23 protein-coding genes are annotated in these 23,170 nt (G+C 71.1%); 8 read left to right on the top strand and 15 right to left on the bottom strand.

Features of this window, described 5'->3' with window-relative positions; genetic code table 11:
* Positions 1–4: 4 nt before the first annotated feature.
* From ACFPZ3_RS62715 to ACFPZ3_RS62665, 11 genes are read right to left on the bottom strand one after another with little or no spacing between them, the layout of a single operon-like run.
* Positions 5–277: a HypC/HybG/HupF family hydrogenase formation chaperone gene (locus ACFPZ3_RS62715; RefSeq protein WP_379523940.1), complete on the bottom strand. Its 273-nt coding sequence runs from the start codon at positions 275–277 to the stop codon at positions 5–7.
* Positions 255–620 (bottom strand): hydrogenase maturation nickel metallochaperone HypA/HybF, encoded by a 366-nt coding sequence (locus tag ACFPZ3_RS62710; protein WP_379523939.1) that lies wholly within the window; start codon positions 618–620, stop codon positions 255–257. The genes ACFPZ3_RS62715 and ACFPZ3_RS62710 overlap by 23 nt, the downstream gene beginning before the upstream one ends.
* A 6-nt stretch (positions 621–626) precedes the next feature.
* On the bottom strand, positions 627–734 hold the full coding sequence (locus ACFPZ3_RS62705; protein ID WP_379523938.1) for a DUF6893 family small protein: 108 nt from the start codon (positions 732–734) through the stop codon (positions 627–629).
* 1 nt (position 735) lies between these two features.
* Positions 736–1,560 (bottom strand): hydrogenase maturation protease, encoded by an 825-nt coding sequence (locus ACFPZ3_RS62700; RefSeq protein ID WP_379523937.1) that lies wholly within the window; start codon positions 1,558–1,560, stop codon positions 736–738.
* A complete protein-coding gene (locus ACFPZ3_RS62695) occupies positions 1,557–2,516 on the bottom strand; it encodes a hypothetical protein (protein ID WP_379523936.1) in 960 nt (319 codons plus the stop codon). The genes ACFPZ3_RS62700 and ACFPZ3_RS62695 overlap by 4 nt, the downstream gene beginning before the upstream one ends.
* Positions 2,517–2,522: 6 nt before the next feature.
* On the bottom strand, positions 2,523–3,173 hold the full coding sequence (locus tag ACFPZ3_RS62690; RefSeq protein ID WP_379523935.1) for a DUF6084 family protein: 651 nt from the start codon (positions 3,171–3,173) through the stop codon (positions 2,523–2,525).
* Positions 3,170–3,388 carry a hypothetical protein gene (locus tag ACFPZ3_RS62685; RefSeq protein ID WP_379523934.1) on the bottom strand — a complete coding sequence of 73 codons (219 nt, stop codon included), beginning with the start codon at positions 3,386–3,388 and terminating at the stop codon, positions 3,170–3,172. Before ACFPZ3_RS62685 ends, ACFPZ3_RS62690 begins: the two co-directional genes overlap by 4 nt.
* A complete protein-coding gene (locus tag ACFPZ3_RS62680; protein ID WP_379523933.1) occupies positions 3,385–4,032 on the bottom strand; it encodes a DUF5947 family protein in 648 nt (215 codons plus the stop codon). The genes ACFPZ3_RS62685 and ACFPZ3_RS62680 overlap by 4 nt, the downstream gene beginning before the upstream one ends.
* On the bottom strand, positions 4,005–4,553 hold the full coding sequence (locus tag ACFPZ3_RS62675) for a hypothetical protein (protein ID WP_379523932.1): 549 nt from the start codon (positions 4,551–4,553) through the stop codon (positions 4,005–4,007). Before ACFPZ3_RS62675 ends, ACFPZ3_RS62680 begins: the two co-directional genes overlap by 28 nt.
* A gap of 11 nt (positions 4,554–4,564) precedes the next feature.
* Positions 4,565–6,370, bottom strand: a complete 1,806-nt coding sequence (locus tag ACFPZ3_RS62670) for a nickel-dependent hydrogenase large subunit (protein WP_379523931.1) — start codon at positions 6,368–6,370, stop codon at positions 4,565–4,567.
* Between the two features lie 13 nt (positions 6,371–6,383).
* A complete protein-coding gene (locus ACFPZ3_RS62665) occupies positions 6,384–7,427 on the bottom strand; it encodes an NADH-quinone oxidoreductase subunit B family protein (protein WP_379523930.1) in 1,044 nt (347 codons plus the stop codon).
* 111 nt (positions 7,428–7,538) lie between these two features.
* Here ACFPZ3_RS62665 and ACFPZ3_RS62660 point away from each other — a divergent pair, with 111 nt between their 5' ends.
* Positions 7,539–8,060, top strand: coding sequence for a DUF6789 family protein (locus ACFPZ3_RS62660; RefSeq protein WP_379523929.1), 522 nt, complete (start codon positions 7,539–7,541; stop codon positions 8,058–8,060).
* Here the strand turns inward: ACFPZ3_RS62660 and hypF are convergent.
* Positions 8,049–10,349 carry a carbamoyltransferase HypF gene (gene hypF / locus ACFPZ3_RS62655; RefSeq protein ID WP_379523928.1) on the bottom strand — a complete coding sequence of 767 codons (2,301 nt, stop codon included), beginning with the start codon at positions 10,347–10,349 and terminating at the stop codon, positions 8,049–8,051. The genes ACFPZ3_RS62660 and hypF overlap by 12 nt on opposite strands.
* Positions 10,350–10,405: 56 nt before the next feature.
* Positions 10,406–11,875 carry an SDR family oxidoreductase gene (locus tag ACFPZ3_RS62650; protein ID WP_379523927.1) on the bottom strand — a complete coding sequence of 490 codons (1,470 nt, stop codon included), beginning with the start codon at positions 11,873–11,875 and terminating at the stop codon, positions 10,406–10,408.
* An 82-nt stretch (positions 11,876–11,957) separates the two neighbouring features.
* Between ACFPZ3_RS62650 and ACFPZ3_RS62645 the strand changes: the two genes are divergently transcribed.
* Positions 11,958–12,935: a YbgA family protein gene (locus ACFPZ3_RS62645; RefSeq protein WP_379523926.1), complete on the top strand. Its 978-nt coding sequence runs from the start codon at positions 11,958–11,960 to the stop codon at positions 12,933–12,935.
* Positions 12,936–12,942: 7 nt separating this feature from the next.
* On the opposite strand, the gene ACFPZ3_RS62640 is transcribed toward ACFPZ3_RS62645, so the two are convergent.
* The gene (locus tag ACFPZ3_RS62640; RefSeq protein ID WP_379523925.1) at positions 12,943–13,986 is read right to left on the bottom strand and encodes a LacI family DNA-binding transcriptional regulator; all 1,044 of its coding nucleotides are present in this window, start codon (positions 13,984–13,986) and stop codon (positions 12,943–12,945) included.
* A 314-nt stretch (positions 13,987–14,300) separates the two neighbouring features.
* On the opposite strand from ACFPZ3_RS62640, the gene ACFPZ3_RS62635 reads away from it, so the two are divergent.
* The 6 genes from ACFPZ3_RS62635 to ACFPZ3_RS62610 all read left to right on the top strand — a co-directional run bounded on the left by ACFPZ3_RS62635 (position 14,301) and on the right by ACFPZ3_RS62610 (position 19,198).
* The gene (locus ACFPZ3_RS62635) at positions 14,301–14,450 is read left to right on the top strand and encodes a hypothetical protein (protein ID WP_379523924.1); all 150 of its coding nucleotides are present in this window, start codon (positions 14,301–14,303) and stop codon (positions 14,448–14,450) included.
* A complete protein-coding gene (locus tag ACFPZ3_RS62630) occupies positions 14,447–15,370 on the top strand; it encodes a DUF6807 domain-containing protein (protein WP_379523923.1) in 924 nt (307 codons plus the stop codon). The genes ACFPZ3_RS62635 and ACFPZ3_RS62630 overlap by 4 nt, the downstream gene beginning before the upstream one ends.
* Before the next feature lie 80 nt (positions 15,371–15,450).
* Positions 15,451–16,788 carry an ABC transporter substrate-binding protein gene (locus ACFPZ3_RS62625; RefSeq protein ID WP_379523922.1) on the top strand — a complete coding sequence of 446 codons (1,338 nt, stop codon included), beginning with the start codon at positions 15,451–15,453 and terminating at the stop codon, positions 16,786–16,788.
* On the top strand, positions 16,785–17,753 hold the full coding sequence (locus tag ACFPZ3_RS62620; RefSeq protein WP_379523921.1) for a carbohydrate ABC transporter permease: 969 nt from the start codon (positions 16,785–16,787) through the stop codon (positions 17,751–17,753). The genes ACFPZ3_RS62625 and ACFPZ3_RS62620 overlap by 4 nt, the downstream gene beginning before the upstream one ends.
* Positions 17,750–18,598 (top strand): carbohydrate ABC transporter permease, encoded by an 849-nt coding sequence (locus ACFPZ3_RS62615; protein ID WP_379523920.1) that lies wholly within the window; start codon positions 17,750–17,752, stop codon positions 18,596–18,598. Before ACFPZ3_RS62620 ends, ACFPZ3_RS62615 begins: the two co-directional genes overlap by 4 nt.
* Positions 18,599–18,604: 6 nt before the next feature.
* The gene (locus ACFPZ3_RS62610) at positions 18,605–19,198 is read left to right on the top strand and encodes a hypothetical protein (RefSeq protein ID WP_379523919.1); all 594 of its coding nucleotides are present in this window, start codon (positions 18,605–18,607) and stop codon (positions 19,196–19,198) included.
* A 58-nt stretch (positions 19,199–19,256) separates the two neighbouring features.
* Here the strand turns inward: ACFPZ3_RS62610 and ACFPZ3_RS62605 are convergent, their stop codons facing one another.
* The gene (locus ACFPZ3_RS62605) at positions 19,257–23,084 is read right to left on the bottom strand and encodes a S8 family peptidase (protein ID WP_379523918.1); all 3,828 of its coding nucleotides are present in this window, start codon (positions 23,082–23,084) and stop codon (positions 19,257–19,259) included.
* Positions 23,085–23,170: the final 86 nt, after the last annotated feature.

The following is a 23,170-nucleotide window of genomic DNA, read 5'->3' as shown; positions in this document are numbered from 1 at the left end:
ATGCTCATCCGATGTCCGAGGCGCGCAGCGCGTCGAGCTCGTCGGTGTACGGCTGGCCGAGTCCTTCGAGGTAGTCGACCACGGCCTGCGCCTCCTGCTCCGAGATCTTCGACAGGGCGAACCCGACGTGGACGAGCACCCAGTCACCGGGCCGGAGCTCCTCGTCGGCGAGCAGGCCGACGTTGATGCGGCGCCGGACGCCGCTGACCTCCACCGTGGCCAGATCGGCATGCTCGGGCAGGAAGTCGATCAGCTCACCGGGGATGCCGAGACACACCGGCGGCCTCCTCGTCGAAGGTGAGCGACTCCAGGATCAGCTCGTCGCCGCCGCTGAGGTCGACGGTGTCGTCGCCGCAGTGCGGGCAGGCGGTCAGCGGGTCCGCGGACTCGCCCTGCCCGCCGCAGGTGCGGCAGTCGACAGTCATCGGCGTGATGACCAGGTCCACGACCGCGTCCTGGACGATGGTTCCCGCCGCGGCCAGCGAGAACGCCTGGTCGAAGGCGTCGCCCACGACCGCGTGCCGGGCGCCGACGCGTATCCGCGCGGAGGCGACCCGTCGGCTGCCGGCCTGTCGCTGGATCAGCTCGACCAGGCCCTCGCACATCCCGATCTCGTGCATGCCGTCCTACATTCGCTTGATCTTCAGGTATCGGCGGATCTCCGGCCATTGGTGGACGAGCAGCGCCGCCAGCCCGCACAGCACGAGCAGTTTCACCAGTGGGGACTTCCACATCTCACGTCACCTCATCTCGGTCGTCGATCGCGGGAGCCCCGTCCGGCTTTTCCGCAATCATGTCCATAACCAGGGACTTCACAAGACCGGCCGCCTCGGCGACCATCGCGCGGACGGGCTCGCTCAGCTCGAACAGGGCCTCCTCCACGGTGACCGGCTCGCAGCAGACGACCCGTACCCGTCCGGGGATCGGGCCGAGCTGCCTGGCCAGCCGCAGGACCCGCACCGGATCCATGCCATGGGCCTCCACGAGCGTGCCGTCGTCGTCCGGCAGGTCGGGTTCCAGCACGGTGAGCGTGCCGGGCGCCTGGCCGCGCGGCGCGGCGTCCACGAAGATCACTCCGGTGTAGTCGCGCTGCAGGGCGTAGGCCAGGTCCATGCCACGGATGCCGAAGTCGACGACGTCCGCGCCCGCGATGGCGGACCGCGTGCCCAGATGGCGGATCACCTCGACGCCGAAGCCGTCGTCGGCGAGGAAGACGTTGCCGATGCCGGCCACCAGCACGCGGGCGTGGGCGGGAGGGCTCTCGCGCTCGTCCAGCGGCTCGATCTCCTCTGCGGAGTAGAAGAACCGGTGGCCGGGCATCCGGGCCTCACCCAGGTCGCGGCCGGGGTCGTCCTCGAGCACGACCGCGACGTGCAGGGCGTCCTCGTCGTCCTGCTCGATGCTCTCCACGACCGCGCAGCGGCCGTCGAGGACGAGGTCGAAGATGTCGGTACGGTTCCTGGGCCGCAACCGGACCCGGCTGCCCGGCCCGATCCGCACTCCGGCCACCGTCACCTCGGCGGGGCCGCGCCCGGCCATGTGCGTCCAGAAGCCGTTCACGCGCGCGGTCCCGTCTTGCGCATGATGCCGTGCATGCGCATCAGCTCTTCAGGAGTGAGGGCGGTACAGCGGTCGAGGATCTCGCGGGCCCGCGGATCGCCGCCGCGGATCTCCTGCCGCTCCTGGTCACTGAGGGCGAGCACGCTCAGGGTGAGGAGCTGGTCGATCTCGGTCGCGTCGAACAGGTCGCCGGGACTTTCCGGCGCGATCCGCGGGTGGTCGTAGAGGATGATGGGCGCGGACAGGACGGTGTGCCTGTCGCCCTCCGGCCCGGCGAGCACGGGCCAGGTGCCGACGTTCACGCAGTCGGCCGCATGCGCCCGCAACTCCTCAGGCGGGTCCATCAGTGAGACGAACCGGCCGCGGGGCGCGTGCAGGACGGCGTGCGCGGAGACGAGCGTGCGCCGCAGCGCGTCAGCGCGGGTGCCGGGGCTCTCGCCCGGCCAGGGCGTGGTGTTGACCACCTCGACGGTGATCATGAACAGGCCGGGCCGCAGGGCTCGCGCGCTCGTCTCGACCCGCCCGCGCAGGCCGTGCCACCGGCGCACGACCGTGGCGTCCTGCTCGTCCGGCGGCTCGTAGCGGCACCCCGCGGACAGCGCGATGTCCGTGGTGACGGGGGCCTCCAGCAGGTCGCCCACGACCAGCCCCGTCACGCTCACCTCGCGTTCGCGCGCCTCCTCGCCGCAGTCGCGCGCGCCGGCGGCGAGCGTCGTCTCCCGGGTGAGCACGTGCAGGAAGCGCGCGCACACCTCCACGCTGTCGCCGGGCTCGGCTTCGAGCAGGCACTCGGTACGCATCCGCCACGCGTTGCCTTCGTGGGCCCTGCCGTACGCCTCCGGGTGCACGCCGCCGATCGTCCAGCGGTGGCGGTTCTTCAGCGACGACTCCCGGTAGGGCCAGAGCAGGTAGCCCTCGTACAGCACCGCCCGCGCGATCTGCCTGACATGGTCCATGTGGGGTCAACCTTCGTTCGTGTCCAGGAGTGAGCGCACCGTGTCGTCCCAGCCGAGCATGGTGTGGCGCACCCGGTGGGCGTACAGGCGGTCGAATGTCTCGCGCTCCAGCCGGATCCAGGCGGTCCGCGGAAAGTGCCGGTCCATGAGCTCCTTCCACACCTCCACCGGCATGAGGAAGCCCGCCTCGGTGTCCCACGGGAGGTGGCCGGCGCGCAACAGGCCGCCGTCGTCGTAGAAGACGGTGCCGGTGAACAGGAATCGCAGCGGCACCTCACCGCCCTGCAGAGCGTGCAGGTACTTGGTCGCGGCCACGTCGAAGTCGTAGGTGCACGCGACGGTGATCGGCGCGCTCGTGCCGCCGGTGAAGGGGGGCACGTGCGTGACCGTCTGCGTCCACAGCAGGCTCGACAGCGTGCGCCCCCAATCCCCGGGCTCGCCGAACAGCTCCTTGAGCCGCTGCCGGTCGCTCTCGTCGTAGGCGCGTGCGGGAGCGTCGATGCGGATCTGCGTGGCCAGCGTGAGCGCGCGGATCGGCGCTCGCGTGGAGGCGTCGATGCGCAGCAGGAAACGCAGCGTGGGCGCGGCGGCAGGCTCGGCCGGCTCCACGCCGCGGACCTGGATGCGCAAGGACGGCGACGCGTTCGCGACGCTCATGCCGGTGAGAGGTTGGGCATGTCGGGGTCGATCGGGTCGTGCGCGCCGGGGTTGACGCCGGTCGATCGGCGTGCGGTGGAGCGCCCGTCGGGCAGGTGGCCCTGCTGCTTTTCGTAGTTGCCGGTGGAGTTGCCCTCCTTGATGCCCTTCACGTGGCTCGGTGTGTCGGGGCGGGCGTCGCGCCTGCCCGTCCGGATCGGCTGCTTCCTGCTCACGATGGGCTCCTGTCGCTGTCGGCGGCCGGCGCGATGGACCGGCCGTTGAGATCGTCGAAGAACCGGGTGACGTGCTCGCGCACGTCCGCGCCCCCCGTCAGGCCCCTCCAGTGGGTACGGATCGTCCCGACGAGCCGGTAGCAGTCGTCCACCGGGACGATCCAGGCGCCACGCTCCCGGTCGGCCAGCAGGGCTTCGACGTCGGGCAGCATCTCCGAGAGCTCGGGTTGCTCGCGCCGCAGCAGATCCCAGGCCGCCTGGTCGGCGGGCTCCCGCACCGCTCCCGCCGGGCTCGGGTAGAACCGCACGACCTGCCCGGCCCGCGAGTCGCGGATGAGGAACGTCGTCCGCACGGGCGCCCCCACCCTCGCCCAGCCGGGACCGTCCAGGAAACCGCCGCTCAGCCGCCGGCGGCGCTCCGGCACCAGGCGGTAGTGCCCGCCCCCCGCCGCGGCGTGGTCCAACAGGATCTGACAGGCGCGGCACGCACAGCGCAGTTCGCCCGCCGTCAGCTCCAGCAGGTGGCGGTGGGCGGCCGGCAGGACCTCGCCGCACAACTCGCAGCGCGACGTCCGCGGCTCCGCGGGCCGGGACGCGAGCCGGCGCAGCCCGCCGGTCACGGCGCCGCCCGCGAGGTGGGACACGCGCTCGGAATCTCCGCCTGGCCCGGCGCCGCCCGCGAGGCGGGACGCACACTCGGATTCTCGGCCTGGCCCGGCGCCGCCCGTGAGGCGGGGCGCATGCTCAGGCTCTCCACCGGGATCAGCGCGCTCTGTTCCGGTTCGAACTCCACGTGCTCGATCTCCGGAGCCGCGGCCAGCACCGCCGCCCGCACGGCCTCCTGAGCCGCCGCCTGCGACGAGCGGCAGCCCGCCGCCCGGAGGCGCAGCCGGGCCCGGCCGTCCTCGATGGCGAGCAGGTCGGCGCCGCCTTCCAGCGCCGCCGTCACCCTGGCCCGCGCATCGAGCGGGTGCAGGTCGTGCAGCACGAGCAGGGGCGAGAGGAGTTCGTCGGCGGCCAGCAGTTCCGCCGTCTGCTCCCCCGCGATCTCCATGACACGCGCGAGGCCCTCGCCGTAGAGGCCGAGCAGGTGCCGGACGAGCTCGATCGCGGCCGGGTCGGCCTCCTCGAGCATGGATTCGATGGCGGTGATGCGCTCGTTCACCTCTGCTCCCCCTAGCCGGAGACGCCCGCGCCGAAGGTCGGCGAGTGCACCTGTTGCAGGACTTTGCCGCCACCGAGGTACATGTGGACCCCGCACGGCAGGCAGGGGTCGAAGCTGCGTACCGTGCGCATGATGTCGATGCCCTTGAAGGTGTCGGGGCCGTTCTCCTCGAAGATCGGCAACCCCTGAACCGCGTCCTCGTACGGGCCCGGTGTGCCGTAACTGTCGCGCGGGCTGGCGTTCCACGGGGTCGGCGGGTACGGATGGTAGTTGGCGATCTTGCCGTCGCGGATCACCATGTGGTGCGAGAGCACCCCGCGCACGGCCTCGTGGAAGCCGCAGCCGATCGCGTCGTCCGGCACGTCGAAGTCGTTGAACACCTGGGTGCGCCCGGCCCTGATCTCCCCCATCGCCTGCTCGACGAAGTAGACGGCCATGGCCGCCGCGTAGGCGACGAAGTAGACGCGGGCGCGGTTGCGTTCGATGGTGTTCGACCAGCGCGGCACCTTCCACTCGAAGCTCATCTCCGGGAAGGCCATGCTCTTGGGCAGGTTGATCTCCACCGAGCCGCCCGTGGCACGAACCGTGCCGGTGTCGACCAGGCCGGCCAGCGCGGTCGCCCAGAGCCTGGCCAGCGGCCCGCCGCCGGTGTCGAGCGCCAGGTGGTCGCCGGTGCGCTGGTCGTACCAGCGGGGGCTCATCACCCAGCTGTAGTTGCCGCGCTCCAGGTCGCGCTTCTGCGGTTTGGGGAGCGTCGTCTGGTTCCATGGGTGGCGCTGGTCCACCGGGTTGCCGAGCGGGTCGTGGCTGACGAACGTCTCCTCGCCGTGCCAGTCGTCGTAGTAGGAGCTGCCCAGCAGGATGCGGATGCCGAGGTTGATGTCCACCAGGTTCGTCGTCAGCAGCTCGCCGTCGAGCACGATGCCGGGCGTGACGAACATCCGGCGGCCCCACTCGGCCATGTTCCGGTAGTCGTAGTCGACCGCGTCCGGGTCCTGGAAGGCGCCCCAGCAGCCGAGCATCACCCTGCGCCGCCCCACCTCCTCGTAGCCGGGCAGGGCTTCGTAGAAGAAGTCGAACAGGTCGTCGTTCATCGGGACGGCCTTCTTCACGAAGTCGAGCACCCGCAGCAGCCTGGCCAGGTAGTCGGTGAACACCTGGGGTGTGGCCACGGTGCCCACGCCGCCGGGATAGAGCGTGGACGGGTGCACGTGCCTGCCCTCCATCAGGCAGACCATCTCCCTGGTGACCCGGCTCACCTGCAGCGCCTCGCGGTAGACGTCTCCGGTGAACGGGTTGAAGGCGCGCATGACGTCGGCGATCGTGCGGTAGCCGTGGATGCGGGCGTTCGGCGCCTCGGTGGTCTCGGCACGGCGCAGCAGGCTGGGATTGGTCTCCTTGACCATCTGCTCGCAGTAGTCGACGAAGACCAGGTTGTCCTGGAAGAGCGTGTGATCGAACATGTACTCGGCGGCCTCGCCGAGGTTGATGATCCAATCGGCCAGCGGCGGCGGCTTGACCCCGTAGGCCATGTTCTGGGCGTAGACCGAGCAGGTCGCGTGGTTGTCACCGCAGATGCCGCAGATCCGGCTGGTGATGAAGTGCGCGTCGCGCGGGTCCTTGCCCTTCATGAACACGCTGTAGCCGCGGAACAGCGACGAGGTGCTCTTGCACTCGACCACCTCGCGGTTGGCGAAATCAATCTTCGTGTAGATGCCCAGGTTCCCGATGATCCGGGTGATCGGGTCCCAGGACATCTCGACCAGCTCGCGGGCGGTGCCCGCCTCCTGGCCCTGTCCCGCGGTACGGGTAGTCACCTTGCCGTTCCCCCTAGTTGCCCCAGCGCGGGTCGTACCCGCTGGTCAGTTTGCGGCCGTTGTGCCGCCACTTCGGTTCCTTGTTCGCCGTGTGGTTGGTGATGGAGCGCAGCCTGCGGATCAGCGCGCCGTACGCGCCGCTCATCGCCACCGACACCGATGCGCCCGGGGGCTCGTCCATGAACGGCATGAACTTGTCGGGGAAGCCCGGCATGGTGCAGGCGATGCAGATGCCGCCCACGTTGGGGCAGCCGCCGACGCCGTCCATCCAGCCGCGCTTGGTGACGTTGCAGTTGACCACCGGCCCCCAGCAGCCGACCCGCACCAGGCATTTGGGCGAGTTGTAGTCGTGCGCGAAGTCGCCCTGCTCGTAGTAGCCGGCCCGGTCGCAGCCCTCGTGCACGGTCTTGCCGAACAGCCAGGTGGGGCGGAGCATCTCATCCAGCGGGATCGTCGGGGCGATGCCCGCGGCCTGGTACAGCAGCCAGGTCAGCGTCTCCATGAAGTTGTCGGGCTGCACCGGGCAGCCGGGCACGTTCACGATCGGCAGGCCGCCCGCCGAGCGGAAGTCGTGGCCCAGATAGTCGGACAGGCCCATGCAGCCGGTCGGGTTGCCCGCCATCGCGTGGATGCCGCCGTAGGTCGCGCAGGTGCCGATCGCCACGACGGCCCACGCCTTGGGCGCCAGCCGGTCGATCCACTCGTTGACGGTGATGGGCTCGCCCGTCACCGGGTCGTTGCCCATCGACGTCCAGTAGCCGTCGCCGTTGATGTTCTCGTTCGGGATCGATCCTTCGACCACGAGGATGAACGGCCCGAGTTCGTCGCGGTGCGCCTGGTGGAAGGCGGCCATGAAGGCGTCTCCCACCTCGGTGGCCAGCACCTTGTTGTGCAGGTGGACCTTGGGCAGGCCCGGGACGAGCCCGAGCAGCACGTCTTCGATGCTGGGCTGCGTGGCGGCGGTGATGGAGACGGTGTCGCCGTCACAGCTCATGCCTTCCGAGGTCCACAGAATGTGCACCTCGTCCAGGGCAGTCGGCGTTTGCGCGGTTGTCATGGCTCAAGCCCCCTTCTTGTCCTGCCTGTGGAGGTTTAGACCCGATGACGTTTGGTATCCGATCTGCAGCTCTACGTAGCGTTGCATACCGCAAAGACGAGGTTGTAAACCATGACGCGGACTCTTCAGCCGGCCACCGGCTCACACGCTGACCTGCGGGAACGTCATCCCGCCAAGCCCCGGCGGTCTCCGCTGCGCGCCGGCGCGCGCGGAGCGATCGGCGCCATGGCGATGTCCGGCCTGCGACAGTTCACCACGGCGATCGGCGTGGTGGAGAAGGTGCCTCCCGAGGCCGTGCTGGAACGCACCGCGCCCACGATGCTCCGGCGGCTGCCCGCCGGGCGCCGTCCCGCGATGGTCGAGCTGACGCACTGGGGATACGGGGCGCTCGGCGGCGTGCTGTTCGGGCTGCTGCCGTGGGCGCTGCGCCGCCGTTCCCTGGCCGGACCGGCGTACGGCGTGGCGTTCTGGGCCGTCTTCGAGACCGCCATCGCGCCCGCGCTCGGCCTGCCACGCCGCTCCGGCACCACCCCGGAGCGGCTGGCGCTGCTGGCGGATCATGTGCTGTACGGGATCGTGGTCGGCGCCTCCCCCTGGCCACATCGCGACAAGCCGGACAGATCATCCTCTTGATCGTTGCGCGTCCCGCGCGGCGGCGACGGCCACCTGACCGAGGCTGATACCGCCGTCGTTCGCCGGCACGCGTGCGTGGGTGAGCACCAGGAAGCCCGCCTCCTCCAGCCGCTCCACCGTCCGCCCCGCCAGCAGCAGGTTCTGGAAGACACCGCCGGACAGAGCCACCTTCGACAGCCCCGTCCTCTCGCGCAGGAGCAGGCAGCAGCGCACGATGAGGTCGCGCACACCGTTGTGGAAGCGGGCGGCGACGACGGCCGTCTCCACGCCCTCCTTGAGATCCGCCGTGGCCGCGCGTACCAGGTCGGCCCCCTCGATCACGAGAGTGCCGGCGCCGCAGGAAACGGCCGCGTGGTAGGCGCCCCGCTCGCTCAGGTCGGCGAGTTGCTCCAGCTCGATCGCCGCCTGCCCCTCGTAGCTGATCGTGTCCCGCACGCCGAGCAGCGCCGCCACGGCGTCGAACAGCCGCCCCGCGCTCGACGTCGGCGGCGCGCCGCTCCCGCCGCTCCGGGCCAGCGCCGTCACTCTCCCCCACCACCGCTCGTTGCGGCGCGCCACCGCGAGCGCCTCCGTGCCGTCGATGCCGTCCAGGTAGGCGGCGGCCATCCGCCACGGCTGCCTGATCGCCGTGACGCCGCCCGGCATGGGCACCGGCGCCAGATGGCCGGCCCGCTCGAAGGAGACCAGGTCCGCCAGCAGGAACTCGCCACCCCACAACGTGCCGTCGGGGCCGTAACCCAGCCCGTCGAACGCCACGCCGATCACCTGGGCGTGCTCGCCGTTGTCGGCCAGGCAGGAGGCGATGTGAGCGTGGTGATGCTGCACGCCGGCCAGTTCGACGCCGTGCAGCTCCAGGGCGTGTTTCGTGGACAGGTACTCCGGATGCAGGTCGTGCGCGACCACCTCAGGGCGCACTCCGAACAGGGACTGGAAGTGCTCGATGCCTTCGCGGTAGGAGCGCAGGGTCGCGTAGTCCGCCAGATCTCCTATGTGCGGGGAGACGAACGCGTGCCGCCCCTTGGCCAGGCAGAAGGTGTTCTTCAGCTCGGCGCCGCACCCGAGGATCTGCCGGGGAGCCTCCCAGGCCAGCCGTACGGGCTGGGGGGCGTGCCCGCGCGAGCGCCGCAGGAGCGCCGGCCGCCCACGGAAGGGGCGCGCGACCGAATCGTCGGCACGCAGGTGAATGGGCCGGTCGTGGGCCAGGACGGCGTCGGCGATGGCCCCGAGCCTGGCCAGGGCCTCAGCGTCGTCGTGCACGATCGGCTCGCCCGAGGTGTTCCCGCTCGTCAGCACGATCGGCGCGGCGGTGCCCGCGAGCAGCAGATGGTGCAGCGGCGTGTACGGCAACATGATCCCCAGGCAGCGCTGACCCGGAGCGACCGACTCGGACACGGCCGGCTCGGACACGACCGACTCGGATGCGGCCGCGCCCGCTCGCCGCGGCGCCAGCACGATCGGCGCGGCGGCGTCGGTCAGCAGGCTGGCCGCCACCGCGTCCACCTCGCACAGCCGCCGGGCCTGCGCCAGGTCCGCCACCATGACCGCGAACGGCTTGGCCTCGCGTCCCTTGCGCCGCCGCAACTCGGCGACGGCGTTCTCGTCCCCGGCCAGGACGGCCAGGTGGTATCCGCCGATGCCCTTGACCGCCAGCACCCCACCGCTCAGGAGCACCTGGACCGCGCCGGTCAGGGCGTCACCCGGCGCGCCGGCCAGGCTCAGCGCGGGACCGCATGCCGGGCAGCAGGTGGGCTGGGCGTGGAAGCGCCGATCTCCGGGGTCGTGGTACTCGGCCGCGCATTCGCCGCACATGGCGAAGCCCGCCATCGTGGTCCGCGGCCTGTCGTACGGCGTGCCCCGCACGATCGTCAGCCTCGGCCCGCAGTTGACGCAGTTGACGAACGGGTAGCGGTAGCGCCGGTCGGCGGGGTCGCGCAGCTCCGCCAGGCAGTCGGCGCAGGTGGCGAGGTCGGGCGACACCAGCGTGCCAGGAGCGCCGGAGTCGTCGCTCGCGACGATGGCGAACCCGCCGCCGCTGTGTGCCGCGGACCTGCCGGACGTGACCGTGATCCGCTCGATCCCGGCCCGCGGCGGCGCGTCACTCTCCAGCCTCAGTAGGAACTCCTCGATCTCGGTCCTGCCGCCCGCCAGCTCGACGAAGACGCCGCGGCCGTCATTGCCCACGTGCCCCGCCAAGCCCAGCCGAGTCGCCAGCGCGTACACGAAGGGTCTGAACCCGACCCCTTGCACGACGCCCTCGACACGTATCCCCACCTGCGCCCGTCCCCCCACGGGGCCAGTCTGCAATGAAGATCTCCCATCTGGAAGCACCTCGGCCGTGCGCGGTGTCAGGGCGAGGAGCGTTGCCTGCGCAGGGCCGCGGCGGCGACGTTGACCGGCATCCGGCCGAAGATCAGGCCGTGGAAGGGTGAGATCGCCCACCAGTACAGGTGGCCGAGCAGGCCGTGCGGATGGAAGATCGCCCGCTGGGTGTAGACCGTCCGGCCGGCGGAGCAGGTGACGCCCAGTTCCAGCCACGCCAGGCCCGGCAGCCGCATCTCGGCGCGCAGGCGCAGCAGCCGGCCGGGAAGCAGCTCCTCGACCCGCCAGAAGTCGATCGAGTCGCCCACGCGCAGCCGCGCCGGATCGCGTCTGCCGCGCCGCAGGCCGACGCCGCCGACGAGCCGATCGGCCAGGCCCCGCAGGCTCCAGGCGACGGGCAGGGAGTACCAGCCGTTGGAGCCGCCGATGCCCTCGATGACCTGCCACAACGCGTCGGGATCGACGGGCACGGGCCGGCTGCGATCGTCGATGAACAGGCTGCCGCCCGCCCAGTCCGGGTCGGTGGGCAGCGGGTCGCTCGGCGCGCCCGGAGTGGACGCGGAAGACCAGCGGCTGGCCACGTCGGCCTCCTTGATCTTCTTCAGCGCCAGGGACACCGCCCGCCGGAAACCGACGAGTCCGGACTCCGGGCCGGGCACGTAACGCACGATGTCGTGCTCGTGGCAGACGGCCTCGTTCCGCAGGGACTCCACCAGGGGCCGCGCGATGCTCGCGGGAACCGGGGTGACCAGCCCCACCCACAGGCTCGACAGCCGGGGGCTGAGCAGCGGCACCGGGATGATCAGCCGGGGTGGCAGCTCGGCCACGGAGGCGTAGCCATGCATCATGTCGGCATAAGTCAGTACGTCGGGCCCGCCGATGTCGAAGGCCCGGTTCACCGTGTCCCGCACGTCGGCCCAGGCGACCAGGTAGCGCAGCACGTCCCGGACCGCGATCGGCTGGGTACGGCTGCGCACCCAGCGCGGCGTCGTCATCACCGGCAGCCGCTCGGTCAGGTAACGCAGCATCTCGAAGGAGGCCGACCCCGACCCGATGATCACCGCGGCCCGCAGCACCACGGCCGGCACGCTCCCCCGCAGGAAGATCTCCGCGACCTCGGCCCGCGAGCGCAGGTGCGGTGAGAGCCCCTCGTCCGCGGTGAGCCCGCCCAGATAGACGATCCGCCGCACCCCGGCCTGTTCCGCGGCCGTCGCGAACGTCCGGGCGGCCAGCCGGTCCCGCTCGGCGAACCGCCCGGTCGCGCCCATGGTGTGGATGAGGTAGTAGGCGACCTCCACACCTTCCAGGGCCCGGCGAGTCGGCTCAGGGTCGGTGGCGTCCGCCTCGGCGATGTGCGTGCGCGACGCCCAGGGCAGATCGCGCAGCTTGTCCGCCGACCGCACCATGCACCGTACGTCGTGACCGGCGTCCAGCAGTTCGGGCACCAGCCGTCCTCCGATGTAGCCGGTCGCCCCCGTGACCAGGCACAGCGTCATGACCTCGCCCTTTCCCCGAGCAGCTCGCATCATGCCTGCGCGGCGAAGGGGCGCGACCAGGCGTACGGGTTACGCTCGGTTGGTGGAGGGATCGCAGGGTGTGACCGTGGCGCGGCGTTACGGCAGGCCGCGGGTGGCGGTGTCGAGCTGCCTGCTCGGCGAGCCGGTGCGCCACAACGGCGGGCACAGCCGGTCCCGGTTCCTGACCGACCACCTGGCGCCCTTCGTGGACTGGGTGCCGATCTGCCCCGAGATGGAGATCGGCCTCGGCGCGCCCCGGGAGTCGCTCCGCCTCGAACGCTCCCCTGCCGGCCCCCGGCTCATGACGCGGCGCAGCGGCCGCGATCTCACCCCCGCCATGACGACGCTGGCCGGCGAGCGGACGGCGCGGCTGGACGTCGACGGCTACGTGTTCAAGGCCAAGAGCCCGAGCTGCGGCATCCACGGCATCCCGGTCTACGCCGGCGACGCCCCGGTGACCAGGCAACATCGCGGCCTGTTCGCCGACGCGGTGATCGAGGCCCTTCCCCTGCTGCCCGTCGAGGACGAGGGCCGGCTGAACGACGCCGTCCTGCGCGAGGCGTTCACCGAGCGCGTCTTCGCCCACGCGCGGCTGCGCGACCTGCTGGACGGCGACTGGCGGCCGCGCGACCTGGTGGGCTTCCAGGCCCGGCACAAGATGCAACTGCTGGCCCACTCCCCCAGCGGCTACCGCGAGACCGGCCGCCTCGCCGCCGAGGCCGGCACGCGCCCGCGCGACGAGCTCGCCGACGCGTACGGCACGGCGTTCCGCATCGCCATGGCAGTCAGGGCCACGCTCGGCCGCAACGTCAACGTCCTGCAGCACTGCCTCGGCATGCTCGGCGACGAGCTCGACCCGGTCCGCCGCGCCGACGTCGTCGAGGTCATCGGCTCCTACCGGGCGCACCGGGTGGCGCTCAGCGTGCCGCTGGCTCTGCTGCGCCACCACGCCCGTGGCGAGGCCGCGACCTATCTGCAGGAGCAGACCTTCTTCTCGCCGTATCCCGAGGAGCTCGGGCTGCGCAACCATGTGGTGTGACACGCGCTCACGGCGGCAACCGCCGCCGCACACCCTCCGTGGACTCCCGCACGACCAGCCGGTACGGGGCCAGGTGCACCTCGAACGGCAGGGGCTCTTCCGAGCGGATCCTGGTCGCCAGGCACTTCACGGCCAGGGAGGCGATCGCGGCCTTGTCGGGGATCACCGAGGTGAGGGACGGCGTGCTGTAGAGCGCCTCCTCTGAGCCGTCGATGCTCGCCACGGCGACCTGTTCGGGAACGGTCATGCCCGCTTCGTGCAGGGCCCGCTGCGCGCCGATCGCCAGCAGGTCGCTGAAGCAGAAGACCGCGTCGGGGCGGACGCCCGGCGGCAGGGAGGCGAGGGCGCGCATGGCGAGAAGGCCGTTGCGGCGGTCGAACTCCTTCACCGAGGGCGCGAGCCGGGGATCGTAGGTCAGCCCGGCATCGTGCAACGCCCGCTGGAAACCTTCCAGGCGTTGCCGGTCGGTCGCCGACGCCTGCGCCTTCACGCCGATGGCGGCGATCCGGGTACGGCCCAGGGCGGCCAGGTGCGCGGTGGCCTCGCGAGCCGCCGCGACGTTGTCGATCAGGACATGGTCGGCGGCGACCTGATCGCGCTCGTAGCTGCGCTCGCCGAGCAGCACCAGGGGGAACTCGTCGGCGACAGGGGCGAGTTCGTCGAGCGAGACGTGCAGGGGAGAGAGGATCACGCCGTCCAGCAGCGCCGCGCCGACGCCGGTCGCCAGGCGCAGCTCCTCGCGCGCGTCGCCCATCGTCTCCTCGATGAGGACGGTGAGGCCCAGCTCGGCGGCCTCGGCTCGCACGTGCTGGGCGAGCTCCGCGAAATAGGGCATCGCCAGGTCCGGGACGGCGAGGGCGATCAGATCGCTGCGCCCCGTCCTGAGGCGGCGAGCCGACGGGTTCGGACGGTAGCCGAGCTCACGTACGGCCCGGGTCACGCGTTCCCGCGTGGCCTCCGACACCCGGGGAACGCCGCGTACAACGTTGGACACGGTCTTGATCGACACTCCCGCGCGCATCGCGACGTCCTTGAGTGTCGCTGCTGCCACCGCCGGCCCCCGTCCTCTGTGATTTCCAGATTATGTATGGTCCAACGGCGCGTGTCAGTGCTTGAGGCGCACTTCCCCTTCATTTTCCGCGTTTCCGACAGAAGGGTTGACCACGGAGATACACGGCTGTTACAACGTTGGAATAGTTCGCTAACGGCTGCGTTCTGCAGCGGTTACGGCGGCCCGCCGCATGCTGACGGGCCAAGGCTGCATGCCTGAACGGAGGGCGCGGATCCGGGTCTCGCGCCGAAGCCCCCACGACGAGTTCGCGCTGCCCGCAGCGCTCCGTCCGCCTGCCTCACGAGAGGGTCCCCATGTCTCCGCATGGCTCGAACGCCCCGCTGCGCACAGCCGTCGTCGGCGCGGGCGACATCGGCCCCGGCGACCCCTACTACACCGAACTGTACGGCGGCGCTCCAGGCTGGGCGCCGGCCGGCCCTCGCGAGGAAGAGGATCACGCATGACCCTGGCACTGACCCACGCGCACGGCGACCGCGTCACCGTGGTCCACGAGGCGACAGGGACAGAGCTGTTCGCCTACGTCTACCGGCCCGAAGCCGCGTGGGAGGCGCCCAAGCCCTACCTGCACCCGATCAGGACCCTGTCCGGCGGGCTCGTCACCGATTACCGCCCCAACGACCACCGCTGGCACAAGGGGCTGCAGCTGACGGCCTCTCACCTGTCAGGCCAGAACCTGTGGGGCGGCAACACCTACGTGCACGGCGAGGGGTATCTCCCGCTGCCGGAGAAGGTCGGCTCGATGGCCCACATCGCCTTCGACGAGGTCTCCGCCGCGGAAGACAGCGCTGTCATCGCCGAGCGCCTGACCTGGCACCCGTACGAGGGCGAGCTGTGGGCCGAGGAGGAGCGCCGCATCGAGGTGCGCGACGTCGACCAGGAGGCCGGGAGCTGGTCGTTCACCTGGACTTCCGCGGTGACCAACCGGCGGGCCGAGCCGCTGCGGTTCGGCAGCCCCACGACCCATGGCCGCCCCGCCGCCGGATATACCGGGCTGTTCTGGCGCGGGCCACGCGCCTTCCGCGGCGGCCACGTCTTCACCGCCGAGGCCGGCGGCGGCGACCTGATGGGCAGCCAGGCGCCCTGGCTGGCGTACACCGGTGAGCACGACGGGCGCGACGGCCATGCCACGGTCGTCTTCGAACACGCCCCGGCCAACGACCACGCGAGCGAGAAGGGGACGCACCCGGCGCACTGGTTCGTGCGCAGCGACCCGTTCGCCGCGGTCGCGCCGTCGTGGGCGTTCCACGAGGAGCTGGTCCTGGCCCCCGGCGACACGCTGGCCAGGAGCTACCGCATCCACGTCGCCGACGGCGCCTGGGACCGCGAGCGGGTCGCCGCGCACGTGGCGGGGCACGCATGGTGAGCACGGCGTACGAGGGGGACGACCCGTAGCCACCGCGCACCCGCGCTCCCCCACTCACCCCCCATTCTTGAAAGGCCCCCATGCCCGAGCCCCGAAGCGGCCGGCGCCGACCTCCAAGCCGCCGAGCCGTCCTGGCCGCGGCCACCGCCGCTCTGACCACCGCCCTGGCCGCCACGCTCTCCGCGTGTTCGCCCGCCGGCGGCGGCACCTCCCAAGGAGTCGTCCTCACCTTCTCCTGGTGGGGCAACGACAACCGTGCCGAGCGCACCGAGAAGGTCGTGCGGCTCTTCGAGCAGCGACACCCCGGTGTCACCGTCCGCACGTCGAACGCGGACTTCGGCTCGTACCTGCAGAAACTGGCCACGCAGGCCGCGGGCGGCGGCATGCCGGACGTGGCTCAGCTCGACTACCGCCAGATCTCCCAGTACGCGGGCAGCGGCGCGCTCATGCCGCTGAGCGAGGCCATCAGCGACAAGACGATCCATACCGACGAGATAGATCGGCAATTCCTGCGCACGGGCACCTACGAGGGCGGACAGTACGCCCTGCCCATGGGCCGCGGCATCACCGGCTACGCCTACGACTCCGCCCTCTACACCAAGGCCGGCGTCCCCGCGCCGCAGCCGAGCTGGACCTGGCAGGACTGGGAGAACGCCAACAGGAAGATCGCCTCCCTCGGCCTGAAGGGCCCGGACGGGCGTCCCGTCACGGGCGCCAACGACGGCGGGGGCAACCAGGACGTGTTCGAGACCTGGCTGCGCAGCCGCGGCGGCCAGCTCTACGCCAGCCAGACGCGGCTCGGGTTCACCGAGGACGACCTCGCCGAGTTCTGGGCGTTCTGCGACAGGCAGCGCGAGGAAGGCGCCATCGCCTCGGCCGCGGACACCACCCAGGCCAGCAGCACGGAGACCAGCCCGATGGGACGCGGGCTGGCGGCCGCCGACTTCACCTGGGACGCGCCGTTCCCCGGGTACGCGACGCTCCTCGGCGAGTCCACCCACTTCGCGCCGGTCCCCTCGACCCAGGGCCGCCAGGGCACGTACTTCAAGCCCAGCATGCTCATCGGCATCTCGGCCAACACCAAGCACCCCAAGGAGGCGGCCCAGCTGGTCGACTTCCTCCTCAACGACCGGCGGGCGGGCGACATCCTCAGCTTCACCCGCTCCACCCCGCCCAACCGCGTGATCGCCGCGAACGTCGCCAAGACCCTCAAAGGCCCGGAGCTGGAGATCTACCAGTACGCCCAGAAGATGGAGAAGTACGGCCTCGACGCACCGCCGACCGCGCCGCCGCCGGGCGACGTCGCGATCAACTCCGCCTTCGGCCGCCACTACCAGCGCGTGATGTTCGGGCTGGCCACCCCCCGGCAGTCGGCACGCGAATTCATCGAAGAGGCCAACCGGGAGCTGAGGTCATGAGAACCCTGTCGACCAGGGCGCCCGAGAGCGCCGACGGAACGACCGGCCCGCGCGCACCGGCCAGGCGGCGCCGCCAGGTGCGTGAGAAGCAGTGGCCCGCCTACGTGTTCCTGTCGCCGTGGATGATCGGCGCGGGCGTGCTGACCCTGCTGCCGATGGCCGTGTCGCTCTACCTGTCGTTCACGGACTACAACCTGTTCGACGCGCCGAACTGGGTGGGTCCGCGCAACTACGTCGAGCTGCTCTTCGAGGACCCCCGGTACTGGCGGTCGGTCGGCACGACCCTGCTGTACGTCCTGGTCGCCGTCCCGCTCAAGCTGGCCCTCGCGCTCGGCGCGGCGATGCTGCTGAAGAACCTCAACCGGGGCCGCGCCTTCTACCGTTCCGCGTTCTACGCGCCGTCCCTGCTCGGGGCGAGCATGTCCATCGCCCTGGTGTGGCGCGCGCTGTTCAACGACGGCGGCACGGTGCCCAACCTCCTGGACGCGGTCGGCATCGACACCGGCGGCTGGGTCGGCAACCCCCACCTGGCGGTGTTCGCGGTCGTCCTGCTGACGGTGTGGCAGTTCGGGGCGCCCATGGTGATCTTCCTGGCCGGGCTGCAGCAGATCTCGCCCGAGCTCTACGAGGCGGCGGGCATCGACGGCGCCGGCCCATGGCGGCGGTTCGTCTCCATCACCGTGCCGATGTTGTCGCCGGTCGTCTTCTTCAACCTGGTGCTGGAGATCATTCAGTCGTTCCAGGTCTTCACCCCGGCCTACGCCATCAGCGGCGGCAAAGGCGGCCCCGCCGACTCCACCATGTTCTACACGCTGTACCTGTACGAGCGCGGCTTCACCGCCTCGCACATGGGCTACGCGGCGGCGATGGCCTGGCTGCTGCTGATCGCCATCGGCGTGATCACCCTGATCCTGTTCAGGACGTCCCGGTCCTGGGTCTTCTACGCGGGCGAGGAGGCACGATGAACAGCACGACGAACACAGCGACGAAGCGGTGGCTGCCGCACACGATCGCCCTCGTGGGCCTGCTCGTCCTGCTGTATCCGCTGGTCTGGCTGCTGGCCACGTCGCTGAAGCCGGCCGACGAAGTGGTGACCAGCCTCGACCTGTGGCCCGGTCATCTGGAATGGCCGAACTACACGACGGCCCTGGAGGGCGTGTCCGGCATCTCCGTCACCCAGCTGCTCTCCAACACCCTGCTGATCGCGGTGGGCTGCGTCATCGGCAACGTCCTGTCCTGCTCGCTGGCCGCCTACGCCTTCGCCCGGCTGCGCTTTCGCATGCGGAAGGTGATGTTCGCCTTCATGGTGGCGACGCTGATGTTGCCGCACCACGTCGTGCTGATCCCGCAGTACATCATCTTCAACCGGCTCGGCCTGGTCGACACGTACTGGCCGCTGATCCTGCCCAAGTTCCTGGCCACCGAGGCGTTCTTCGTCTTCCTCATCGTCCAGTTCATGCGCGGGCTGCCGCGTGAGCTGGAGGAGTCCGCCCGTATCGACGGGTGCGGCCCTTTCCGTACGTACTGGGCGATCACGCTGCCGCTGAGCCGGCCGGCGCTGATCACCACGGCCATCTTCACCTTCATCTGGTCCTGGAACGACTTCTTCACGCAGATGATCTACCTGTTCGCGCCGGAGAAGTTCACCATCACCCTGGCCCTGCGCAGCTTCGTCGACCAGTCCAGCACCTCCGCGTACGGCCCCATGTTCGCGATGTCGGTGATCTCCGTGCTGCCGATCGTGCTGTTCTTCTTCGTGTTCCAGCGCTACCTGGTGCAGGGCATGGCCACCTCCGGGCTGAAGGGCTGAGGCGCCGTGTCCCGCGTACCGGCCGACCGCCGGGAGCCCGGAGAGGTCTTCGGGCCCGGTTTCACCCTGTTCGCCGACGTGCTGCTCGTCGGCCTGCTCACCAGCGTCGCCAGCGTGCCGGTCGTCACGGCCCCGGCCGCGTTCGCCGCCGCGTCGGCGACGCTCCGGCAGAGCACGCAGGACGGCATGCCGGTCAGGTTCGGGGCGTACGCCGGCCACCTGCGCGCCCGCCTGTCCGCGGGCACCCTGGCCGCCGGTCTGGCGCTGCCGCTCCTGGTCGTGGTCCTGCTGGTCGACGCCGCGCTGGTGCGCGGCGGGCTGCCCGGAGCGAACGTCCTGGCACCCGCTCTGGCCCTGCTCACCCTGGGAGCCGTGATCGTGGGGCTGCGCGCCGTCGCGATGCCGGCCCCGCATCGGATGTCGGTACGCGAGGGGCTGCTCCGCTCGGCCGGCGACCCGCGTGGCACCCTCCTCCTGGCGGGCGCCGTGCTCCTGACCGCGCTTCTCGCCTGGTCGATCCCACTGCTCATCCCCCTGTTGCCGGGACCGCTGGCGTTCGCCGCCACCGCGGTGGACCTCCGCTCCACCCCGGGCCGGTGAGAAGCCGAGCCGGTGAGAAGCCGGGCCTCCCCGCTCCTGAGGCGGGGAGGCCCGGGGGTCACTTCAGTCCGTACGCCCGGTGGACGGTCTGCTCGACGGTGTTGCCCTCGGCGTCGGTGGCCTGGGCCCTGAGGCCGACGGCCCCCGTCGTGCGCGACAACTCGGGAGGCGTGATGGTGGCACGCCCCGAGGCCGAGACGCGGAGCGGCGTCCAGTGCGCGCCGTCGTCGAACGTGACCGACAGCTTCACGTCGGTGACCTTCGCGTCCGGCGCGGTGTAGGAGCCGTGGTAGCCGGTGACGGTGATCCGGTGCGACGTGCCCGCCTTGACCCGGTTGTCCAGGTCGAGCGGCACGTCATAGCGGAGGTTGAGCCGCCTGACCGGTTCGCACGGCGCCAGCTTGCCCGTGGCGAACCAGGCCAGGCAGAGCCCGTCGGCCGTGCTGGTCATCCCGCCGGTGGGCCGCTTGGAGCGGAACGTCCACGCGCTCTCGACGTCCTTGGCGTACAGCTGCGACGGGTTGGGGGTGTGGAAGGTGTCGGTGAGCCGGTAAGCCGCGTCCTGCTCAGGCAGCGTGAACGTGGGCACGATGATCGCGAAGATTCCGAGCACGACCGTGGCCTCGACGAGCGGCACCTCCTGCCCGTCGCGGTACAGGCGCATCTCGTCCCTGCCACCGTGCTTGTCGCTCTGGAAGTTGGCGTTGTACGCGAAGGCCTCCTGGTGGTTCGGCACCGGCCCCATGATCGGCAGGGCCGCCAGGAAGGTGTCGTTGGTGCGGCACGGGAAGCACTGCACGGTGCCGGAGTGGAGCACCGCGTCGGAGACGACGACGTTGCCTGGCACGCGGGGCTGGATCCCCCACGGCTCGGTACGCGAGCCGGCGGAGGTGAAGACGTCCACGGCGGTCGCCGACAGCCCGCGCCTGGCGTAGTAGTCGGCGCCGTCCTGGTAGGTCGTCGTGTTGGAACGGGTCCAGACGACCTCCGGCGAGATCGGTCCCACGTACTCGGTGAGGGTGGTCTGCGAGCGCACGCTGTGGTCCATGGACCACACGCCCGAATACCTGACCGGCTTGATCATCGCGGCCGAGATGGTCAGGCCCACCTGTCCTGGCCGGTCGGCGTGGAAGCGGTCCTCGATGCGCTGCAGGTCGCGGGTCCTGATCGAGTAGCCGAGGTCGGTGGGCACCCTGCCCTGCTCGGGGAGCATCAGCGAGTACAGGTACGGCGTGGTCGCGACGCCCTCGGCCGTGACGGTCACCGGCCGGCGCCCGGCCAGGGCGGCCAGCGCCCGCCCCTCCTTGGCCGGCAGGCTCATCGTCGGGATCGGGTACGCGGGCCAGCTGCCCCCCGGGTCGAGGAAGGCCCGGCCGGCCGCCCCGTAGCCGAGGACGGCGGCGGCGCCCGCCTGCTGGGCGGCCTTGACCCGGTCGAGGGCGTTGCCCGAACAGGTCGTGGCCGGGCAGAGGTCCGCCAGGTCGAGCAGGACGAGCTTGCCGAGCACGTCCAGGCCGGTGAGGTCGGCACCCTTCCCCGCGTTGACGAGCGGGAGCCTGCTGCGGCCGTCGAGCTTGCGCGTGTCCGGCTGCAGGTTCGGGTAGCGCGGGGTGAGGGCGGGGCCGCCTGGCACCTTCATGGTGATGGCGGGCGCGCCGAGCTGGTAGCGGCCGGTGAGGGTGAAGGTGCCCTGGGTGACCTTGCGCGTGGGCAGCAGCACGTAGTCGTCGAGCCCGTACGCCGGATACAGGGACTGCACGTCGATGTAGGTGACGCCGTCGGCGGCGATGCGGCGGAAGGCGTACTGGGAGAGGTAGGCCTCCGAGTCGCGCGGCGTCTTCACCGACACCTTGCGCGCCTTGCGCAGGTCGAGTGTGACCGTGGTGTCCTTGGTGATCTCGATCTGCGGGTCGGCCGGCAGCGACTGGACCCACTCGCCGTCCGCGCCGCGCCAGGCCAGCGCGCTGACCACGGTGTAGGTGCCGGGGTAGACCTGGGCCTCGGTCTCCATGCCAGTGGCGGGGAGGTAGGAGTACTGCAGGTCGTCGCGGTCGTCGGTGCGCATGAAGAGCCACGGGATCTGCGTGTTCTCGCTCGCCCCGTCGGGGAGCACCAGCTTGGCCCGGACGGTGACCTTCTTCGGCTCGACGAACGCGCCGACGGCCGTGTTCACCTGGACCTCGCCGTTCGAGGCCCGGACGAAGCCCTCGTACCAGGTGTCGGGTCCCGAGGGGTCGAACGTGAGCGTGACCGGCGCGGTGCCGTGCGCGGGGACGGTGACCGTCTCGCGGTCGGCGGTGAGCGTGTCCGGCGGCAGCGCGCCGCCCCGGTGGGCCTTGACGCCGGTGCTCAGGGTGAGGGTGACGGGCTGGTCGCCGTCGTTGGTGTAGTTGAGGGTCTTGGTGACCGGGCCGTTCTGGGGCGAGGGCAGGAAGCCGAAGTCGATGCCGCCGGAGCCGCGTACCTGCTGCTTGACGGCACGGGCGACGTCGACGCGGCCGGCGCCCTGCTCGTAGGCGTCCTGGCCTTCGCCGTGGGCGCTGCTGGTGAGCGCGGCCTTGAGCTGGGCGTTGGCCCAGTCGGGGTGCTGCTGAGCGAGCAGCGCGGCGGCGCCCGCGACGTGCGGGGTGGCCATCGACGTGCCGGACGCCGTGGTGTAGCCGTCCTCGGCGGGCACCCCCATGGACGTGCCGTGCGCGCGGGCGGCCACGATGTCCACGCCCGGGGCGCTGATGTCGGGCTTGAGGCTGTAGTCGATCGCGGTCGGGCCCCGGCTGGAGAAGGAGGCCAGGGCGTCCGAGCGGTCGACCGCGGCGACGGTCAGCGCCGAGGCGGCGGTGCCCGGCGAGCCGATCGCGCGGCTCTTGCCGTCGTTGCCGGCGGCGACCACGAACAGGGCTCCCGACTCGGCGCTGATCTTGTCCAGTGCCTGGTCGAGCGGGTTGTCCGGCCCGGGGCAGCAACCACCGAGGCTCATGCTGATCACCCTGGCCTGCTGGGCGGCCGCCCACTGCATGCCTTCGATCACGTCGGACTCGAGGCCGCTGCCGTAGTTGTTGAGCACCTTGCCGACCAGCAGCGATGCCTCGGGGGCGACTCCCCGGTACTTCTCGCCGTTGCCCGCGATGATCGAGGCGACGTGGGTGCCGTGGCCGTGGCCGTCCTGGGCGCTCGACTCGGAGCTGAAGTTCTGGGAGGCGGCGATCCGGCCGGCCAGGTCGGGGTGGGTGGCGTCGATGCCGGTGTCGAGCACGGCCACCTTGACGCCGACGCCCTTGAGCCCGGCCGCCCACGCCTCGGGGGCGCCGATCTGCTTGACGCTCCTGTCGAGGGAGACCTGGATCTTGCGGTCGAGCCAGATCTTCTGGGAGGCGGACCTGGCCGTGCTGATCCCGGCCCAGAACTGGCCGGCGGCCTTCTTGTCCACCTTGACGGCCGCGCCGTCGATGCTGGCCAGGGTACGTGCGCCGGCGACGCGCTGCTGCGGCCCGTGCTGGACGATGACGGGCAGGGTGGGGCTCTCGGCGTCGGAGTAGCCGTTGCCCGCCTGGTAGGCCACGTCGAACAGGCCCTTGTCGAGCCGTCCTGCCGACAACTGGCTCATGACGTCCGTGGGGTAGACGTAGTACGCGTCGCCCTCGCGTACCGACAGGAAGAACACCGGCGCGCCACCGGGCCGTTTCGCCGGCGCGACCCGCACCTGCGGGCCGCCGTCCTGGCCGGTGGTGTAGGTGACCACGTCACCGGTGATCAGCGTGATCTTCTTCTGGGGTTCCCCGGCCGTCCCGGCGACGGACGCCGGGACCGGGGTGTCGGGGGGTGGGGTCGGCGCGGCCATCCCGGTGGAAAGCAGCACGCCTAACGCGACAAGCGACCGGCCGATCATGCTTCTCCTCAGAGATCATCGGTATCCCCGGGAACCATGACAGATCCCAGTAAAGTCGCGAAAGGCGGCAGTGAGTCCTCTTCCCG

It is taken from the genome of Nonomuraea insulae, from assembly GCF_042656245.1.
Note: the sequence above shows the minus strand (reverse complement) of the source record. Positions and strands in the feature narration are given on the sequence as shown.

What these genes read in the sequence shown, in the direction of transcription:
- ACFPZ3_RS62695 (WP_379523936.1), bottom strand. Translation starts at nt 2,516, where the DNA reads ATGGACCATGTCAGGCAGATCGCGCGGGCGGTGCTGTACGAGGGCTAC.
- ACFPZ3_RS62705 (WP_379523938.1), bottom strand. Translation starts at nt 734, where the DNA reads ATGTGGAAGTCCCCACTGGTGAAACTGCTCGTGCTGTGCGGGCTGGCG.
- ACFPZ3_RS62650 (WP_379523927.1), bottom strand. Translation starts at nt 11,875, where the DNA reads ATGACGCTGTGCCTGGTCACGGGGGCGACCGGCTACATCGGAGGACGG.
- ACFPZ3_RS62605 (WP_379523918.1), bottom strand. Translation starts at nt 23,084, where the DNA reads ATGATCGGCCGGTCGCTTGTCGCGTTAGGCGTGCTGCTTTCCACCGGG.
- ACFPZ3_RS62660 (WP_379523929.1), top strand. Translation starts at nt 7,539, where the DNA reads ATGACGCGGACTCTTCAGCCGGCCACCGGCTCACACGCTGACCTGCGG.
- ACFPZ3_RS62625 (WP_379523922.1), top strand. Translation starts at nt 15,451, where the DNA reads ATGCCCGAGCCCCGAAGCGGCCGGCGCCGACCTCCAAGCCGCCGAGCC.
- ACFPZ3_RS62665 (WP_379523930.1), bottom strand. Translation starts at nt 7,427, where the DNA reads ATGACAACCGCGCAAACGCCGACTGCCCTGGACGAGGTGCACATTCTG.
- ACFPZ3_RS62620 (WP_379523921.1), top strand. Translation starts at nt 16,785, where the DNA reads ATGAGAACCCTGTCGACCAGGGCGCCCGAGAGCGCCGACGGAACGACC.
- ACFPZ3_RS62710 (WP_379523939.1), bottom strand. Translation starts at nt 620, where the DNA reads ATGCACGAGATCGGGATGTGCGAGGGCCTGGTCGAGCTGATCCAGCGA.
- ACFPZ3_RS62635 (WP_379523924.1), top strand. Translation starts at nt 14,301, where the DNA reads ATGTCTCCGCATGGCTCGAACGCCCCGCTGCGCACAGCCGTCGTCGGC.
- ACFPZ3_RS62615 (WP_379523920.1), top strand. Translation starts at nt 17,750, where the DNA reads ATGAACAGCACGACGAACACAGCGACGAAGCGGTGGCTGCCGCACACG.
- ACFPZ3_RS62630 (WP_379523923.1), top strand. Translation starts at nt 14,447, where the DNA reads ATGACCCTGGCACTGACCCACGCGCACGGCGACCGCGTCACCGTGGTC.
- ACFPZ3_RS62690 (WP_379523935.1), bottom strand. Translation starts at nt 3,173, where the DNA reads ATGAGCGTCGCGAACGCGTCGCCGTCCTTGCGCATCCAGGTCCGCGGC.